The organism is Halomonas sp. H10-59, from assembly GCF_040070555.1.
GTDB classification, from domain to species: Bacteria; Pseudomonadota; Gammaproteobacteria; order Pseudomonadales; family Halomonadaceae; genus Halomonas; species Halomonas litopenaei.
On the sequence record NZ_CP098828.1, the window covers coordinates 1,457,152 to 1,474,623 of the forward strand.

General features: G+C 63.1%; 17 protein-coding genes. 11 read left to right on the forward strand and 6 right to left on the reverse strand.

From position 1 onward, the window contains the following. The first annotated feature begins 70 nt into the window (after positions 1-70). From NFG57_RS06515 to NFG57_RS06530, 4 genes are all read left to right on the forward strand, one after another. Complete coding sequence (locus NFG57_RS06515) at positions 71-1,036, forward strand: tripartite tricarboxylate transporter substrate binding protein (protein ID WP_108449897.1); 966 nt, start codon at positions 71-73, stop codon at positions 1,034-1,036. A gap of 153 nt (positions 1,037-1,189) precedes the next feature. Beyond that, complete coding sequence (locus NFG57_RS06520; protein ID WP_348815715.1) at positions 1,190-1,660, forward strand: tripartite tricarboxylate transporter TctB family protein; 471 nt, start codon at positions 1,190-1,192, stop codon at positions 1,658-1,660. Beyond that, entirely contained in the window at positions 1,660-3,177 is a 1,518-nt protein-coding gene (locus tag NFG57_RS06525; RefSeq protein ID WP_231498536.1) for a tripartite tricarboxylate transporter permease, read from the forward strand. Before NFG57_RS06520 ends, NFG57_RS06525 begins: the two co-directional genes overlap by 1 nt. A gap of 167 nt (positions 3,178-3,344) precedes the next feature. Beyond that, a complete protein-coding gene (locus NFG57_RS06530; RefSeq protein WP_108131721.1) occupies positions 3,345-4,040 on the forward strand; it encodes a FadR/GntR family transcriptional regulator in 696 nt (231 codons plus the stop codon). Between the two features lie 158 nt (positions 4,041-4,198). On the opposite strand, the gene NFG57_RS06535 is transcribed toward NFG57_RS06530, so the two are convergent. From NFG57_RS06535 to NFG57_RS06555, 5 genes are all read right to left on the reverse strand, one after another. Then, on the reverse strand, positions 4,199-4,480 hold the full coding sequence (locus NFG57_RS06535; protein WP_348815717.1) for a DUF2442 domain-containing protein: 282 nt from the start codon (positions 4,478-4,480) through the stop codon (positions 4,199-4,201). Positions 4,481-4,490: 10 nt separating this feature from the next. Next, positions 4,491-4,643, reverse strand: coding sequence for a DUF4160 domain-containing protein (locus tag NFG57_RS06540; RefSeq protein ID WP_222569224.1), 153 nt, complete (start codon positions 4,641-4,643; stop codon positions 4,491-4,493). A gap of 422 nt (positions 4,644-5,065) precedes the next feature. Then, positions 5,066-7,024, reverse strand: a complete 1,959-nt coding sequence (locus NFG57_RS06545; protein WP_348815718.1) for a tripartite tricarboxylate transporter permease — start codon at positions 7,022-7,024, stop codon at positions 5,066-5,068. 101 nt (positions 7,025-7,125) lie between these two features. Continuing rightward, positions 7,126-8,253 carry a tricarboxylate transporter gene (locus NFG57_RS06550; RefSeq protein WP_348815719.1) on the reverse strand — a complete coding sequence of 376 codons (1,128 nt, stop codon included), beginning with the start codon at positions 8,251-8,253 and terminating at the stop codon, positions 7,126-7,128. A 127-nt stretch (positions 8,254-8,380) separates the two neighbouring features. Next, positions 8,381-9,514, reverse strand: coding sequence for a 4-oxalomesaconate tautomerase (locus NFG57_RS06555; RefSeq protein WP_348815721.1), 1,134 nt, complete (start codon positions 9,512-9,514; stop codon positions 8,381-8,383). A gap of 150 nt (positions 9,515-9,664) precedes the next feature. Here NFG57_RS06555 and NFG57_RS06560 point away from each other — a divergent pair, with 150 nt between their 5' ends. The 7 genes from NFG57_RS06560 to NFG57_RS06590 all read left to right on the forward strand — a co-directional run bounded on the left by NFG57_RS06560 (position 9,665) and on the right by NFG57_RS06590 (position 16,510). Next, complete coding sequence (locus NFG57_RS06560; RefSeq protein WP_045994126.1) at positions 9,665-10,564, forward strand: LysR family transcriptional regulator; 900 nt, start codon at positions 9,665-9,667, stop codon at positions 10,562-10,564. Between the two features lie 98 nt (positions 10,565-10,662). Beyond that, positions 10,663-11,151, forward strand: coding sequence for a plastocyanin/azurin family copper-binding protein (locus NFG57_RS06565; RefSeq protein ID WP_348815722.1), 489 nt, complete (start codon positions 10,663-10,665; stop codon positions 11,149-11,151). Between the two features lie 50 nt (positions 11,152-11,201). Continuing rightward, positions 11,202-11,897, forward strand: a complete 696-nt coding sequence (locus NFG57_RS06570) for a response regulator transcription factor (RefSeq protein ID WP_240184300.1) — start codon at positions 11,202-11,204, stop codon at positions 11,895-11,897. Further along, entirely contained in the window at positions 11,884-13,233 is a 1,350-nt protein-coding gene (locus NFG57_RS06575; protein WP_348815723.1) for an ATP-binding protein, read from the forward strand. Before NFG57_RS06570 ends, NFG57_RS06575 begins: the two co-directional genes overlap by 14 nt. 68 nt (positions 13,234-13,301) lie before the next feature. Further along, positions 13,302-15,182, forward strand: coding sequence for a copper resistance system multicopper oxidase (locus NFG57_RS06580; RefSeq protein ID WP_348815724.1), 1,881 nt, complete (start codon positions 13,302-13,304; stop codon positions 15,180-15,182). Between the two features lie 13 nt (positions 15,183-15,195). Continuing rightward, positions 15,196-15,966 carry a copper resistance protein B gene (locus tag NFG57_RS06585; protein ID WP_348815725.1) on the forward strand — a complete coding sequence of 257 codons (771 nt, stop codon included), beginning with the start codon at positions 15,196-15,198 and terminating at the stop codon, positions 15,964-15,966. A gap of 133 nt (positions 15,967-16,099) precedes the next feature. Then, on the forward strand, positions 16,100-16,510 hold the full coding sequence (locus tag NFG57_RS06590) for a hypothetical protein (RefSeq protein ID WP_348815727.1): 411 nt from the start codon (positions 16,100-16,102) through the stop codon (positions 16,508-16,510). 85 nt (positions 16,511-16,595) lie between these two features. Here NFG57_RS06590 and NFG57_RS06595 read toward each other — a convergent pair whose 3' ends face one another. Next, positions 16,596-17,375 carry a glutaredoxin gene (locus NFG57_RS06595; RefSeq protein WP_213228301.1) on the reverse strand — a complete coding sequence of 260 codons (780 nt, stop codon included), beginning with the start codon at positions 17,373-17,375 and terminating at the stop codon, positions 16,596-16,598. Positions 17,376-17,472 lie beyond the last annotated feature (97 nt).

The following is a 17,472-nucleotide window of genomic DNA, read 5'->3' on the forward strand; positions in this document are numbered from 1 at the left end:
TTCTTTCCGGTGGCGGGTCGCCACGACCTTGACCGGATCCCCAGACGCTCGACGACAAGAGAGATAACTCATGCGAACGCTCCCACGCCTGCTTTGCGCTTCCCTGCTGGTGGCCACCTCCACGGTTGCCGTCGGTGACGACTATCCCTCCAAGCCGATCACCCTGATCGTGCCCTGGTCCGCCGGTGGCGGCACCGACGCTGTCGGTCGTCAGTTTGCCGCCGGTCTGCAGGAAGAGCTGGGGCAGCCGGTCAACGTGGTCAACCGTACCGGTGGCTCCGGTGTGGTCGGCCACATGGCGATGAAGATGGCGCGTCCCGATGGCTATACCCTGGGCCTGGGCACCGCCGAGATCGCGACCTATCGCCATATCGGCACCGCCGACCTGTCCTACGAGGACTTTACCCCGATCGCGCTGCTCAACCTCGATTATGCGGCCTTCACTGTCAACGCCGAGTCGCCCTGGCAGAACCTGGAAGACGCTCTGTCCGACCTGGCCGAGTCACCCAACGAGTACACCGTATCGGGCTCTGCGCCAGGTGCTGCCTACCACCTGTCGTTTGCCGGCTTCCTCGATCAGCAGGGCATCGATCCGAATACCGTCAATCTGGTACCCAGCGAAGGCGCCGCGCCGGGCCTGCAGGAGCTGGCAGCGGGCGGTGTCGACATCGTCTTCTCGTCGCTGCCGGAGACCGAGTCCATGCGCGAATCCGACCGCGTCCGCACTCTGGCGGTGCTGTCCAGTGAACGCGAAGAGGCCTTCCCGGATATCCCGGCGGCCGGCGAGGTGACCGGTGATGACTGGTCCCACGGTTCCTGGCGTGGGCTGGTCGGCCCCGAGGGCCTGCCTGAAGACGTCTCCGAGCGTCTGTTGAGCGCCGCCGAGACGGTGTGGAACTCCGAGGACTTCCAGTCGTTCATGGAAGGCCGCGGCTTCGGCGCCGTGTGGGAAGGACCGGAAGGCTTCGAGGCCTTCATGGCCGAACAGGATGCCAACAACGCCTCCATCATCGACAAGCTTGGCCTGGCCCAGTAACCGAGGGCTCAGTAACCAAGAGCCCAGTGACAGACCGCTCGGTGAAACAAAGCTCATCGAGCGGTCGGCTGGCACAGTCTGCAATACACCCGATTGAGCGCCGCATCGGCGGCGCACTGACAAAGGTGCGGTAACGCCCGGGAGATCGTCATCATGCGTACCAGTGACGCGGTATCGGGAACCATGGCGGCGGCCCTCGGGGCCGCCCTCATCGTCGCTTCCGCGGACTTGAGTCCGCTGCCGCGCCAGGTCTATGGCGCCGGCACCTTCCCCAAGGTGGTGGGGGCCCTGCTGTTGTTGATGGGAGGGTTATTGGTGCTCAAGGGCCTGCGCCAACGCCAGCCCTGGGCGCGCTGGACCTCCAAGGTGTCGGGCCGTGCGTTTGTGCTGGCGCTGGCGGCGGTGGTCGCCAGTGTCATCGCCTACGTGGTGCTCACGCCGCTGCTGGGTTTTCCGATCGTTGCGGTGGCGCTTCTGACGCTGTTGTTTCGCGTCTATCACCGTCGTGGTTGGGGGCGTGCGCTGTTGATCGCGGTGATTGCCACGACCGTGATCTGGATGCTGTTCGCACAGCTTCTGCACGTGCCGCTGGAGGCAGGACTGCTTGAACGGGTGCTCTACTGATGAATGAATTGATGCAAGCCGCTGCCATGGTGCTCGACGGCGAGGTGCTTTTGGTGATTGTCGCCGCCTCGTTGTTCGGACTCTTCATGGGGGCCATCCCTGGTCTCACCGCCACCATGGCAACCGCCTTGCTGGTGCCGGTGACCTTTTTCATGGAGCCGCTGCCGGCCATCGCCGCCATCGTCTCCGCCACCGCCATGGCGATCGTCGCCGGTGACATTCCCGGTGCCTTGCTGCGCATGCCGGGGACGCCAGCGTCGGCGGTCTACGCCGACGAAGCCTACCTGATGGGCAAGAAGGGCAAGCTTGGCCTGGCGCTTGGTATCAACGTCACCTGCTCGATGCTCGGTGGCATCATCGGGGTCGCGGTGCTGGCGCTGTTTGCCCCGCGGATCGCCGAATTTGCGCTGCAGTTCACCAGCGACGAGTACTTCTGGCTGGCGCTGCTGGGGTTGTCCTGTGCGATTCTGGTCGCCGGCGGTGATCCGCTCAAGGGCGCCATCTCGATGCTGATCGGCCTGTCGCTGGCGATGATCGGCATGGACAGTGTGTCCGGCCAGATGCGCTTCACCATGGGCAGCTATGACCTGCTCGCGGGGATCTCGTTGCTGCCGGTGCTGATCGGCCTGTTCGCCATCACCGAACTGCTGCGCAGCCTGCCCAACGCCGGGCAGCGCGCCTCCAGGGTGGAAACGCCCAAGGGAAAGCTGCTCGACGGCGTGGCCCGTACCACCTGGCGCTACAAGGGCGGCGTTGCCCGTGGCGGGCTGCTCGGCACCATGATCGGTGCACTGCCGGGCGCCGGCGCCGACATCGCCTCCTGGATCAGCTATGCCATCAGCCGCAAACTGTCGCGGGAGCCGCAGAAGTACGGCACCGGCCATCCGGAAGGGCTGGTCTCGGCCAGCGCCGCCAACAACGCGGCCCTGTCCGGCGCCTATATCCCGGCCCTGGTGTTCGGCATTCCGGGTGATACCGTCACCGCCATCATCATCGGCGTGCTGACCACCAAGGGCATCACCCCGGGCCCCGACGTCTTCACCGAGCAGGGGGCTCTGGTCAACGCCATCTTCATGGTGTTCGTGCTGGCCAACCTGTTGCTGCTGCCGCTGGGGCTGATGGCGATCAAGGGCGCCGGCAGGCTGCTGGCCGTGCCCACTGGCGTTCTCTACCCATTGATCCTGATGTTTTGTATCGTGGGGGCCTTCTCCGCCAATAACAGCATGTTCGATGTCTGGGTGATGCTCGGTCTGGGACTGGTCGGCGTATTCCTGATGGAGAATGATTTCCCGCTGGGCCCGCTGATTCTGGCCTTTATTCTCGGCCCGATCATCGAGAGCAATTTCATGCGCTCGATCCTCAAGTCAGACGGTGACCTGATGGCCTTCGTCGACCGACCCATCGCCATGGTGCTGGCGGGGCTGGCGATCCTGACCTGGACCCTGATCATCGCCAACGGCGTGTGGAAGGGCCGCAAGGCCGGCAAGGGCGGCGGAGTCACCACCGAGGCATCCTGATCCGCAGGCGGTGGTGATCCGCCCGGATAGGGCAGGAAGAGGCGAGAGGCGCCCTGTGTGGCCTAAAGGCCCAATGCGGGGCGCCTTTTGCAGTGGTAAAAGGGAGGTGGCGCCTGATGGTACAAGCCAGGCGGCTTCCAGGGAACAGAGAACCGGAGCAGGGCAAGATGGCACAAGACGAAAAATTTTCACTGGCTTCGGCGGTCTACGAGAAGATTCTGGAAGCGATCATCGAGGGCCAGTATCCGGTCAACAAGAAGCTGCCGACCGAAGCGCAACTGTGCCAGCGCTACGAAGTGTCCCGGCCGGTGCTGCGCGATGCCCTGGCGCGCCTCAAGGAAGACGAGCTGGTGGTATCCCGGCGGGGCTCCGGCAGTTTCGTGATCCGTCAGCCCGACAGTGCGGTGCTCAAGTTCGCGCCGATCTCGAGCATCGCCGATATCCAGCGCTGCTTCGAGTTTCGTACCAATGTCGAGGCGCGGGCGGCGCACCTGGCGGCGTTGCGACGCACCCAGGACCAGCTCGACCAGATCCGTCGCTGCTACGACATCATCGATGAGGCCAACGCCCGCCACGATCTGGCCACCGACGAGGACTATCGCTTCCACCTGGCGATCACCGAGGCGGCTAGCAACCACTACTACATTACCGTGCTGAAGTCGCTCAACGAGAGCATCAAGGAAGGCATGAACCTGACCCGGGGGCTGTCATTGATGGCCTCTCAGGAGCGCTTGAAGCTGGTCCAGGATGAGCACCTGGCGATCGTCGAGGCGATCAGTGACAAGGATGGCGAGCGCGCCGAAGCCGCCATGCGGGCTCATATCGACAACGCCCGGCATCGCATGTTCGAGGGGAGCCAATAGGGGCGCGGGGGCCTGCTGGCGTGCCTGAACGCGGCCCTCCAGGATAATTTTGAAGTGGGTCGCTGAGTGGCTCGGGACTCGGAAGAAAGGAAGGTATTCCCGAGCGAGTGTTCTTTATCTGCGCATGGACAGCCCAGCTGTCTGGCCTGGTGGCGTACTTAGCTGTGTGTGCCCTGTTCTTCGCTTGTCTCTCCATGTTGCACGTCAGTACGCTGGCTTTTGGCATAGACAAACTCTGGGTCAAGATCGATTCCTGATTCCCATTCGATGGTGTCAAATGATACCCGAACGCGATCAAATGCCTTGCGATCCTTTAGCTTTTGAAACACTCCAAAATCCAGGTAGGGTTTCATATCCAGGACGCCATTCTCTCCGTTGTCAAAATGGATCGAGAGGCGATAGTCGTCAATCGGTGTAACCTTTTTCACAGATGGGTACATGATTTTCCCCTCACTGTAACGGCTGGATCTTGAAGGGTTCTTCGCCGTTCATGACCAGTCGCCAGTCTGCCATCAATTCGTCCTGATGAAGCTCGGCCCATGCCAGGACAAGCTTGGTTTGCTTCCTTGGCAGATCTCCTTGAATAATCTCACATGTACGGATATTGACAGTGTCTTGCCGAAGGTTTTTCGGCCCAAAGTCGTGTGCGGCAGTAGCGTCGAGCCGAGCGACATGTGGTCAAGCTAGCCGGGGCGCGGCGGTCATGTCCAGATGGCACGCCCGACTCCAATCGTATCCACCAGGCGGCTGACAGTCAGTCGTTTTCCTAAGGCTCGTTGCCGCCAGAGGGGATCTTGCCGACGCTGGTGAATCTCGAGGTGGCTCAGGCCAAGTTCGTGGCCCTCGCTATGATCGATAGCCCGGCCAGCGAGCGAGCCCCGTCGACGATGCTCGTCGGCCTCGATGGTGTTCCCCTCACGCACGTCTTTACAGGATAAGCCCCGCCGAGACGGGGCTTATCTCTTTACAACTGTGTACAGCGGTGGCTTTCGTACTTGCAGGGCTGCTGCGGGTCGCTTCGGGGGTCAGTAGAACAACAGCGGGTCGAGGATTCCCTGGGGATAGGTCAGGGTCAGAAACTCTGCCATCGCCAGCAGGAATGCCAGTACCCCCAGCGCCATCAGCACCGCGACCCAGGGCTTGAGCTTGGCGATGGCCAGCAGGAACACCAGGGTGAACAGTGTGGCCGTGGTGATGAAGCCCAGCGTCAGCATGGCGGCGACGAGGGCAAAGAAGCCGACCAGCCAGATGGCTTCTCGGGCGAAGGTCTGACGCTCCCAGCGGGGGCGACGTACCACGCTGCGGACGATCTCGGCCAGGCAGGCGAGGGCCATGATGGCAATCGCGAGCCGTGGCATGATGCCGCCGATCAGTGACAACTCCGAGACGTTGACCCAGGCGCTGGCCGCCAGCACCAGCAGGGCTCCCAGCAGCACGATATCGATGATCCCCAGACGATGAGATTCGGCGTCGGGCTTTGGCTCGGTGGCCGCGGCGCCCACCGACATCGGCTGACGCCGCTTCTTGATCTGCTTGCCGATCACCGGAATGAACATGGCGGCAAGAATCATGGCGCCGATGATCAGCACGCCGGGGCGCAGGAAGGCGTCGGTGCCCTGGAACTGGACCGCCTGGTAGAAGTAGGCCTCGGCTCCCGGTGCCAGCACAAAACCGATCAGGAAGGCCGGACGTGACCAGTTGGCCTGCTTGAACAGCACGCCCAGCACGCCGATGGCACCCAGTGCGAGCAGATCGCCGGTGGCGCGGGTGGCCTGGAAGGCGGCGAACATGATCAGCACCGTGATCAGTGGCGCCAGGGTGGCAAAGGGCACCCGGGTCAGGTTGGCCACGGGGCGGGCCAGGATCAGGCAGAGCGCGGCACCAAGGATATTGGCGAGGGCCAGCGACCAGATGATGGTGTAGGTCAGGTCCAGATGGGTCTCGATCATGCCGACCCCGGGCTGCAGGCCGAGCAGCAGCAGGCCGCCGAGGAACACCGCGGCAGTGCCTGAACCGGGCACCCCGAACAGCAAGGTCGGCACCATGGCGCCACAGGCGCAGGCGTTGTTGGCCGACTCCGGGGCGATGACGCCGCGAATATCCCCCTTGCCGAACTCGGAGCTGTCCTTGGCCGATTGCACCGCATGGCCGTAGGTCAGCCAGTCCACCACCGAGCCAGCGAGCCCCGGAATGGTGCCGACCAGGCTGCCGATGGCGGCGCAGCGTGCGACCAGCCCGCGCTGCTGGCCGACGTCCTGGATACCGCGACGCCAGCCTTCGCCGAGACGGCAGGGCTTTTCGGCGATGGCGCCTCGCTTGACCAGCAGATCGATGATCTCCGGCAGGGCGAAGATGCCGAGGCCGACGACCACCAGAGGCAGGCCATCGAACAGGTAGTCGATGTCGAGGTTCAGGCGAAATTCTCCGGTGGCCGGTGCCATGCCGATACCGCCCACCAGCAGACCCAGGCCACAGGCGGCCAGACCCTTGAACAGGTCGGCTCCCGACAGCACTGCCACCATGGAAAGCCCGAGCAGGGTCAGCATGAACAGTTCCGATGACGAGAACGACAGCACCAGTGGTCTTGCGATCAGGATAAAGCCGGTCAGTACCACGGCACCGATCAGGCCGCCGATCATCGATGACAGAAAGGCGCTGGACAGGGCCCGTGCGGCCTGGCCTTTCTTGGCCAGGGAGAAACCGTCGATGACGGTGGCCTGTGACGCGCTGGAGCCGGGAATGCCCAGCAGTACGGAGGCGAAGGTGTCGCCGGTGGGGATGACCGCCACCAGGCCCATCAGCATGCCGAGTGCGACCGTGGGCTCCATGCCGTAGAGAAAGGGCAGCAGCAGTGACATGCCGGCGATGCCGCCGAGGCCTGGAATGATGCCGACGACCAGGCCAACCAGCACCCCCAGCGTCATGAACAGCAGATGGGACAGGGTAAACAGCTGTCCCAGGCTGGAAAGAAGGATATCAAGCATGGCGTGTGGCTCTCGAGTTGTTGGTGACGCCCGAGGGCGTCTTGTTGAAGTCGTTGAGCCAGGAGGCGCCGGCCGTCGCGGCCGGTGCTTCCCGAACGGTGTCAGATCCTGGCGTTGTGCTTCTCCTCGAGCCACTTGGCCAGCCACTCACGGGTCGCCTCATCGATCGACATGGCGTCTTCCAGGTGGCGCTGGATGACGTCACCGATGACCGGGGTATAGGGGCCGAGCTGGGCCTCTGCGTCCTGCTTGAACTCATCGGTGGCGACGAACTCGCGGGCAGCGTCACGGTAGGCGTCGACCAGCTCCTGAGGGGTGTCCCTGGGCACCATGATCAGCTTCTGCAGGGCGAAGCCAGAGGCAAAGAACTTGCGAAATGCCTCATAGGCAGGCCCGGAGGGCGCCTCGCCGTGACGCGCCTGGTAGACCTCGTTGAAGGTCGGCAGGTCGGGGAAGGCCGGGTCGCGAACAATCTTGCCGTCGTCGTCGAGCAGGCCCAGCGAGAACAGCGGCACTGCCTTGCCGGACTCGACCAGCGGGGTGACGTTGCTCAGGTAGGCCGAGCTGGTCTGGAAATCGATGTCCGCTTCGCCGCGTTCGAAGGCCAGTCGTCCCTCGCCGCGGCTACGCATACCGAACACCGCCTGGACGTCGGCGCCTAGCAGGTCGAGGGCGATCAGCACGGGCAGCTCGAGACCGGTGGGATTCTGGGCGGCCAGCTTGACCGGCTGGCTGAGCAGGGCATCGATCGCCGCGTCGGCGGTGTCGCCAAGGCTCGGCTGGCCATAGACCACCCCGCCGGTGGGGGTTGCCAGGATCGGCGTCCATTCGCTGTAGTCATAGCGTACGCGGCGATCATCCAGCATCGCCGGGTACTGGGTGGAGGCCGAGGTGCCGAGCCAGTTTGAACCGTCGGCCTTGGCGCGCATGGCGAACAGGTTGGCGCCATTGATCGAGCCGCCTCCCGGGACGTTGTCGATCATGATGGTCGGCTCGCCGGGGATATAGTCGCTGAGCCAGGGCGAAAAGAAGCGCGCCCACACATCGGTGCCGCCGCCGACGCCGAACGGCACGGTCCACTTGATATTGGCGGGTACCTCGACCTCTGCGGCCTGGGCATTGCCGGCGAGGCTGGCGCCTGCGATGGCGATGCCGAGTGCCGCGGCCCTGGTAACGCGGGTCAAGGCGAGGCGTGATGCGGTGAACGAGGAAGGTTTACGGGTCATCATGGCGTGTCTCCTGACGGTCGTTGTGACGATTGTTATGTCGGTTGGGGAGGTGGTGATTGTTATGGCGGTTGTGGTTGTCGGGCGCGGCGGCGCTCGGCGCAGCCGGCAGCGTCCTTGTCGGTGCAGATCAGTCCGGGCCGGGGCGGCTGGAAGGCGTACCGGGCAGAGTAGGGTCGGGCAGGGCGTAGAACAGGGTGCCGCTCATGATCTTTCTGGCGGTGCGGATCAATGAGGCTCGGGCGATATCGCCGGGGTCGCCGTCGCGGTGCTCTACCTGGAGGTCGATGAAGCCCGACGGGTGCTCCAGGCTGACGGCCGCCTTGAGGTCACCGGCCTTGAGTTGCCCTGCATCGATGGCGATGCGATTGGCGACGGTGCCAGGGACGCTGACGGCGCTCGCCACAGCGATGGCACCGGTGACAGCGATCGCCTTGTGACAGCGATGGGGGACAAAGTAGCGGGTGCACAGGGTGCGCTCGGCATCCTCGGCGGGCGAGGCCAGCACGGGCTTCGGTAGCACGCTGTCGCTGACGTCACCAAGCCCCATCAGCTCTCCTGCATGACGACGGATCCTCTCCAGACGCTTGAGCAGGTCGCTGTCGCTATCCAGCTCGAGCGGCGTCTCGCGGCCACTCAGTCCAAGCTCTCGCGCGTCGATCATGATGATCGGGGTGGCTGCATCCAGGCAGGATACGGTGACACCGTCGATGGTGTCGGCGGCCTGGCCGGTCGGGAGCAGTCCCGACGTCTTGGTTCCGACGATGTCGAGAAAACTCAGTTGAATGGCGGCGGAACTGCCGGGAACACCGCTGATGCGAGTGTCACCGTCGTAGCGGACCTGGCCGGCGTCGGTGGGTACGTGGCACTCGATCAGTCGCTGGGTGTTGAGGTTGCGTACCCGCACCAGGGTGTAGTCCGGTTGCGGCTCCACCAGGCCGGACTCGATGGCGTAGGGGCCGACGGCAGACAGCATGTTGCCGCAGTTGGGGTTGAAGTCGACACGGCGGTTGAGCACGTCCACCTGGGCGAACAGGTAGTCCACGTCGGCGTCCGGGTGGCTGGAGCGCTCGACGATGGCCACCTTGCTGGTCAGCGGGTCGCCGCCGCCGATCCCGTCGATCTGCAGGGCGTGGCCGGAGCCCATCAGGCTGATCAGGATTTCCGCCCTGGCGGGCTCGTCGTCGGGGAGGTCGCTCATGCGCAGGAAGGGCCCGCGGGAGGTGCCGCCGCGCATGATCATGCAGGGGATGCTGTTCATCATCGTGATGCCACGCCGTTGTTGGAGGTCGTGGTATCAGCTTGTCAGGCGCCTATTGATGCTTCAAATGCTAAGTTTGGTATCTATCAATGCGGAAAAAGGATTAATGCACTATGGTTATTAGTCCAAAAGCCTTCATGCAAGAGTGACCCGATGCAGCACCGTCTTGAATTTCTCGATCTGCAGGCCTTCATCCAGGTCGCGGAGCTGGGCTCCTTCCATGAGGCGGCTCAGCGCCTGCACCTGTCGCAGCCTGCGCTGTCACGGCGAATCCAGAAGCTCGAAGAGTTGCTGGAGGTGGGCCTGCTCGAGCGCACCACCCGGCGTACGCGGCTGACGCCGATAGGCGCCGACTTTCTGCCTCGGGCGCGACGGATGATCGAAGAGTACGAGTCCTCGATCCTCGGTATCCGCGAGCTGGCCACCCACCAGACCGGCACCGTGACCATCGCCTGCCTGCCGACCGCTGCCTTCTACTTTCTGCCAAGCGTGATCAGGGGGTTCAGCGAGGCCTGGCCGGGCATCCGTATTCGTATTCTGGATGTCAGCGCCAACGAGGGTCTCGAGAAGGTCATCAGCGGCGAGGCCGACTTCGGCATCAACATGTTCAGCGCCCAGCGGCCTGAGGTGTCTTTCACCCAGTTGATGAGAGACCCCTTCGTCTTGGCGCTGCGCTCCGATCACCCTCTGGCGGCCAGGGAGCAAATCGAGTGGTCAGACCTCGAGCAGGTGCGGCTGATCACCGTCAGTCGCGACAGCGGCAATCGCACCCTGCTGGACAATGCGCTGTCCGCCGAGGGCATCCACCTCAACAGCTTCTACGAAGTACAGCATCTGTCCACCTCGCTGGGGCTGGTGGAGTCGGGCCTGGGGGTGGCGATTCTGCCGCGCATGACCATGCCGGGCCCGGATCACGAGATCCTGTGTTCGCGGGAGCTGCCGGAGCCACGCATCCAGCGCACCATCGGCCTGGTACGCAGCAACGTGCACAGTATCTCGGGCACCGCCCAGCTGTTTATCGATCTGCTGCTGGAACAGTGGAAGCATTCGTAGGCGCAGCGAACCGCATGGCCATCTATCGCCGATTCAGTATGGATTCAGGTTCTTGCGCTACAAACAGAGGGAGACACCCAAAACGGAAGGATGACGTCATGCGCAGCACACTGATGGTGGTCGCTCTTGGCCTGTTGTCGACCCAGGCATTGGCAGGTCCCGGCCACGCTCAATCGGAGGCCATGGACCCCGATCAGGCGGATCGCACCATCGCCGTCGAGGCTGGCGATATCTGGTTCGATCCGGAAAGCTTGAGCGTTGCCCCCGGGGAGGTGGTGGCCTTCGAGGTCACCAACAGCGGTCAGCTCGAGCACGAGTTCGTGATCGGCTCCGCCGAGGCACAGAACGAACACCGCAAGATGATGCGTGAGATGGCCTCGGGGGGAGGGCATGGCATGCACGGTGACGGCCACGACATGAGTCAGATGCACGGTGCCATGGACATGCCGGCGGTGACTCTGGCGCCGGGAGAGACCAGGACGCTTGTCTGGCAGGCGCCGGAGCAGGGGGCATCGCTGACCTTCGCCTGCAATGTACCCGGACATTTTGAAGCGGGCATGCATGGCACCCTGAGTGTGGGAGAATAGGCGGCAAGCCTGGGACGGGGCCACCCCGTCCGGCTCGAGTGAGGCGTGGCATGCCGGGGCCCGCTGGCAGGGAGATGATGGTGATGAAGCTGTTGCTGGTCGAGGACGATGACCTGCTCTGCGAGAGTCTGAAGGATACGCTGGATGATCATGGCTATCGCGTCGACGTTGCCGAGCGACTGAGCGTGGCAAAGGCGCTGTTGCACAGCGAAGAGTATGCACTGATGATCCTGGATATCGGCCTGCCCGATGGTTCGGGGCTCGACTGGCTCGAATTCCAGCGTGAACACGGCCTAGGCCTTCCGGTGCTGATCCTGACGGCTCGCGATGCCTGGCAGGACAAGGTGGACGGCCTGCGTCGGGGGGCTGATGACTACCTCACCAAGCCCTTTCACGAACAGGAACTGCTGGCGCGGATACAGGCGCTGCTGCGGCGGCGTACCGAATTGACGGCGCGGCTGATCGTCAATGGCATCCGCCTTGACGAGGAGCAGCGCCAGGTCAGTTGCGCGGGAGGTCCGTGGCAGACGCTGACCGCCACCGAGTTCTGCCTGCTGCGCTACCTGATGCACCACCCTGACCGGGTGCACTCCAAGACGAAGCTGCTCGATCAGCTCTACGCCCTGGAGCAGGATGCCCCGGCGCCCAATCTGGTGGAGGTCTATATCGCGCGCCTGAGGCGTCTGCTGGGCAAGCATGTCATCCAGACCCGCCGTGGCCAGGGGTACGTGCTTGTTTCGCATTAGACGCAATAGTCTCCGCCTGCGCCTGCTGGTCAGCCTCGGGGCGGTGTCCCTGCTGGTCATGGGGTTGACCTGGTTCATGCATGGCCTGCTGCTGCGCGAGACCGCGCGGGACTTTCTGGGTGACCGACTGCGGCAGGAGGCGGAGTATCGCCTGGCGCAACTGCGTCAAGCCGCAGACCCGGTACCGGCCCCCACCTTGCCCTCGAGCCTGTCGGCCGAGGTCTTTCATCACCTGTACGTGCTCAAGCGCGGCGAGCTCGTCACCACCTCCCATCCGACCTGGTTGTCGGCATTGACGCCCCACCTGGATGGGCCTGACAGGTCGCTGCTGGATGTACACCTGGAGGGACGTCACCTTCTGGTGTTGAGGCGAACCTTTACGGTGGACGGCAGGCCTGGGGTGCTGCTCATCGGAGAATCCTTCGACAGCGTCGAGGAAGGCCTTGCGGCCCTGCACTGGTGGATTGGCGCCATCGCAGGTCTGGTGCTGCTGGCTCTTTCGCTGCTTAACGGGTTGGCGGTCAATGCCGCCCTGCGGCCACTGGATCTGTTGCAGCGCCAGCTGGCCGAGCTGCGAAGTGGTCAGCGACAGCGCCTCAGAATGAAGGTGCCGCAGGAGTTCCGCCCTCTGGTCTCGCAGCTCAATCGTCTGATGGACAGCCAGGAGCGCCGATTGGTGCGTTCGCGAAACGCCGTTGCCGACCTGTCCCATGCGCTCAAGACCCCTCTGACCGCGGTGATGCAGGCGCTGCGCAGCAAGCGTGAGCTTGATCAATCCCGCCGTGAGCGTCTGCTGGAGCGGTTGACGCTGATGCAGGAGCTGATGGAGTCCCATCTACGTCAGGCGCGTCTGGCGGGCCCCGGTGGCGGCCAGCACACCCGGGTCAAGCGGGAACTCGACCAGCTTTTTGACATGTTTCGAAGCCTGTACCCCGACAAGCGCTTCGTCATGGCCCTCGGGGACGCCGAGGATGCCTGCATCGAGATGGAGCGACAGGACTTCCTGGAAATGATCGGCATCGTGCTCGACAACGCGGGCAAGTGGGCCAACCAGTCGGTGTGGCTCGCGCTGACGTTGGGGCGATGTCTAGAGCTGAAGATCCAGGATGATGGCCCCGGAGTGGCGGCGGAGTTGCTGCCGCTGTTGGGCCGGCGAGGGCAGAGGCTGGATGAAGGGCGGCCAGGCAACGGCATTGGCCTGTCGATTCTGCTTGAACTGGTCGAGCAGTACCGGGGTGAGGTCGGCTTTCAGGCGCCGCCCAGCGGTGGACTCGAGGTGACCATCCGCTTGCCGTTGGCGCTGGCGTCAACCTCCGAGAGAGAGGCCGTGCGTTAAGGATTCAGCTGGCTTTCAGCTTGGCGATGGAAGATGGCAGAAGTTCATCGCACAGGAAGACAGCACCCATGTCGACGACACTTCTGCCGCCACATCGGTTATCACGACGAGGATTCATCAAGGGAAGCGCAGCCCTGGGAATCGGCACCGCCGCCCTCGGTCTGGCGCCTGCCTGGGCCAACCCCTGGGGACAGACCTCGAGTTACCCCAAGGGGGTGGAAAGCGGTCCAGATATCTCGCTGGCCATTCGTCGCCAGAGCGTGCCCATCGCTGGCCAGTCTGCACGGTCGATTACCCTCAACGGCACCAGCCCTGGCCCCCTGATCCGGCTCAAGGAAGGGCAGGACGTGACGCTGCGGGTGACCAACCTGCTGGACGAGCCCACCTCGATTCACTGGCACGGCATTCTCCTGCCGCCTGAGATGGATGGCGTCCCCGGCGTGAGCTTTGCCGGCATCATGCCGGGCGAAACCTTTACCTACCGCTTTCCCCTCCGTCAAAGCGGCACCTACTGGTACCACAGCCACTCAGGACTGCAGGAGCAGATTGGCCATGTGGGCCCCCTGGTCATCGACGCCGAACAGCGCGAACCCTTTCGCTATGACCGCGAGCACGTGCTGCTGCTGACCGACTGGAGTTTCGAGGACCCCTCGACCATCTTCCACAACCTGAAGACCGGGGAGGGGTACTACAACTTCCAGGAGCGCACCCTGGGAGACTTCATCGCCGATGTGGACCGTCAGGGGCTCGCCTCCACCTGGGAAGCGCGTGCCATGTGGGGCCGGATGCGCATGAGCTCCCGTGATATCGCCGATGTTACCGGCGCCACCTACACCTATCTGCTCAACGGTCATTCACCCGATGACAATTGGACTGCCCTGTTTCGCCCCGGCGAGACGCAGCGGCTACGTGTCATCAATGGCTCCGCCATGAGCTACTTCGACGTGCGGATTCCGGGGCTCGAAATGACGGTGGTGGCGGCCGACGGCCAGCCGGTTCGGCCCGTGCCCGTCGAGGAGTTCCGCATCGGGGTGGCGGAAACCTATGACGTTCTGGTGACGCCGAAAGACGATGTGGCCTACACCATCTTTGCCGAGTCCATGGACCGAAGCGGCTTTGCCAGGGGGACCCTGGCGCCGCGTATGGGCATGGTGGCGCCGGTGCCGGAACGCCGACGTATCGCCGATCGAGGAATGGAGGCCATGGGAGCCCACGAGGGCATGGATCACGGCTCGATGGCCGGTATGGATCACTCGAGCATGGCGGGCATGGATCACGGCTCGATGGCCGGTATGGATCACTCGAGCATGACGGGCATGGATCATGGCTCGATGGCCGGTATGGATCACTCGAACATGGGCGGCATGGATCATGGCTCGATGACCGGTATGGACCACTCGAGCATGGCGGGAATGGATCACGCTCAGATGGACAGTACGGAGAGCGCCACTGGTACAGCCATGCTGCCGGTGGGCGTGGCGCAGCCAGGCTCCCGCCTCGATCAGCCTGGAATCGGCCTGGATGCCCGCGAGCGTCGTGTGCTGGTGTATCAGGACCTGAAGGCCATCGCGCCATGGCCCGACCGTCGTCCTCCTGGTCGCGAACTCGAGCTTCATCTGACCGGTAACATGGAACGCTACATGTGGTCCTTCGACGGCAAGAAATTCAGTGAGGTCTCGGGGCCGATCCACTTCGACAAGGGCGAGCGTCTGCGCCTCATCCTGGTCAATCGCACCATGATGGAGCACCCGATCCACCTGCACGGCATGTGGATGGAGCTGGAGAATGGTGCCGGTGAGCTGATTCCGCGCAAGCACACCCTGAACGTCAAGCCAGGCGAGCGCCTTTCTGCACTGATCACGGCGGATGCCGAGGGCAGCTGGGCGTTCCACTGCCACCTTCTTTATCACATGGACGCCGGCATGTTCCGCGTCGTCAAGGTTGCCTGAGGAGAGATGACGCATGGAAATTCGTGTGGGCCGTATTTGCCTGGCAACGCTATCGGGCCTGGGGTTGTCGTCGCTGGCGCTGGCTGAGGATGGCTACGACGCGCCAGATCACTGGCCGTCGCCGATGCAGGAACATCTGCGTGGCTCGGTGCTGGTCGACCGTCTGGAATACGTCTGGCCGTCTGAAGACAGCGAGGCAGTAACCTGGGATTTTCAGGCCTGGTACGGAGGCGACGTTCATCGCGTCTATCTGAAGGGGGAAGGGGATAACACCCAAGGGGATGGCGAAGATGCGGAATTTGAATCACTGGATCTGCTGTATAGCCGACTGATCGCCGACTTCTGGGAGCTACAGGGAGGGCTTGGCTACCAGGGCGGGCTTGGCAGCGATGACCATCCCGAGCGCTATTTCGGCGTGATCAGTCTGCAGGGGCTGGCGCCCTACCGGTTGGAAACCGAGCTGGATCTTCGTGTCAGTGACGATGGTGACCCCTCCTTGAGTCTGGAGCAGGAATATGATCTGCGACTGACCCAGCGGCTTTATCTGCAGCCTCGCCTGGAAATGGAAGTGGCGTTCGATGATGCCGAGGAGTTCGGTGTAGGGGAGGGATTCAATTCCTTGCGCACCGGCCTGCGCCTTCGCTATGAGCTACATCGCAAGTTCGCGCCCTATATCGGCGCCTATTGGCAGAAACTTTATGGTGATACTGCCGATATGGCGCGTGATGAAGGCGATCAAGTGGAGGACACCGCAGTGGTTGCCGGGCTACGCGTCTGGTTTTGATGCCTCTACGCCTACGGTTGCCAATCAGGCCGCTGGCGGGATCTTCTTCACTACGCCGTTTTTCAATGTTTCAGCGTAGATTAAGCCAGATGACACATCATGAAGGTGCCAACATTCAAAGGAGGTAATCGTTATGAAATTGTGGCAACACATGATGGGTGTAGCTGTCCTCGCGGGCGTTTCTCTGCCGGTATGGGCTGCGCAGGGCCATTCGCAGGATGCCGAAATCTTGCGGCAAGGTGTGTCTGCTACCCAACAGCTTCGTGGGGCACCCGTGCGTTACCGGTTGCCGATCGAAGAGGAAGGAATGATCGTCGTCAGCAGTGAACATCTTGCCAGCGACTCGAGTCAGTCGATGAGTATCGAGGGAAAGCTGTATTCCCCCGCGGGGCAGCTGGTGGCCAGCGACGCGGACAACAACGGCCACTTCCTGCTGGAGGAGCCTGTCACTCCCGGAAACTATGAGCTTGAAGTGCGAGGCAGTGTGCTTGGCAGCGCCAATGAAAACAGTGGTCGCTACAGTCTGCATGTCGGCTTCGAATAAACGTTGCATCGTGCCAGAGAAAACCCGCCAGGCAATGCCTGGCGGGTTTTTGCTACGCGTCTGGAACCGTCAGGTCAGGTGCGTCTTACATTAACAGTGCCTTGGCCGGCATCCACAGGCCCATCAGCAGCATGATCAGGTTCTCGCTCAGGGAAACGAAGCCCAGGGGAACGTTGCTGTTGCCGCCGACGCAGGCGCACTTGAGTTCGCGCTTGTCGATGTAGACCGCCTTGAACACCGAGATGGCACCCACGGTACCGATGAACAGGGCCACAGGCGCGGCGATCCAGATCAGGCTGCCTGCCAGCATCAGTATCCCGGCCAGTGTTTCGGCGTAGGGGTAGATGTAGCCGTAGCGTACATCGCGTTGGGCCAGCAGGTCGTAGTTCAGGAACATGGTGCTGAAGCTTTCCACGTCCTGCAGTTTCTGCAGGCCCAGCAGAACCATGGCCGAGGCGACGGCGAACTCGATGGTGCGCACTGAGACCAGCGACTGGCCGGACACCCAGCCCACCGCCAGGCCGATCAGCAGGGCCGTGGCGAAGATGGCGATGACAGGACGGTAGCTGACTTCCTTGTCGCCGGGCACGCTCATGCCGAGGTGGCGGCGCAGTTCTTCGTAGCCGCCGATGCGCTCGTCGCCGATGTACACCTGGGGTGTGGTGTCCACGTCGGCTTCCTGCTTGAAGCGGTCGATGGCTTCACGTGACGTCAGGGTGTGGTCGTCGACCTGGTAGCCCTTGCGCTTGAGCAGCGACAAGGTCTTGAGGCCGAAGGGGCAGAGGTGATCCGCGGTCTTCATGCGATAGAGGCGGGCAGTGCTGGATGAGGCCCGCTGCGCCGGGCTTGCTGTGTTCGTGCTCATTTCCTCTCCCTGTGGTGGTTGAGAAAAGCCCAGACAGGCCAGGGTGGTGGCCCCTGAGGCTTCCGTCACTACTATGCAAGTTCGAGCATCTCCACCA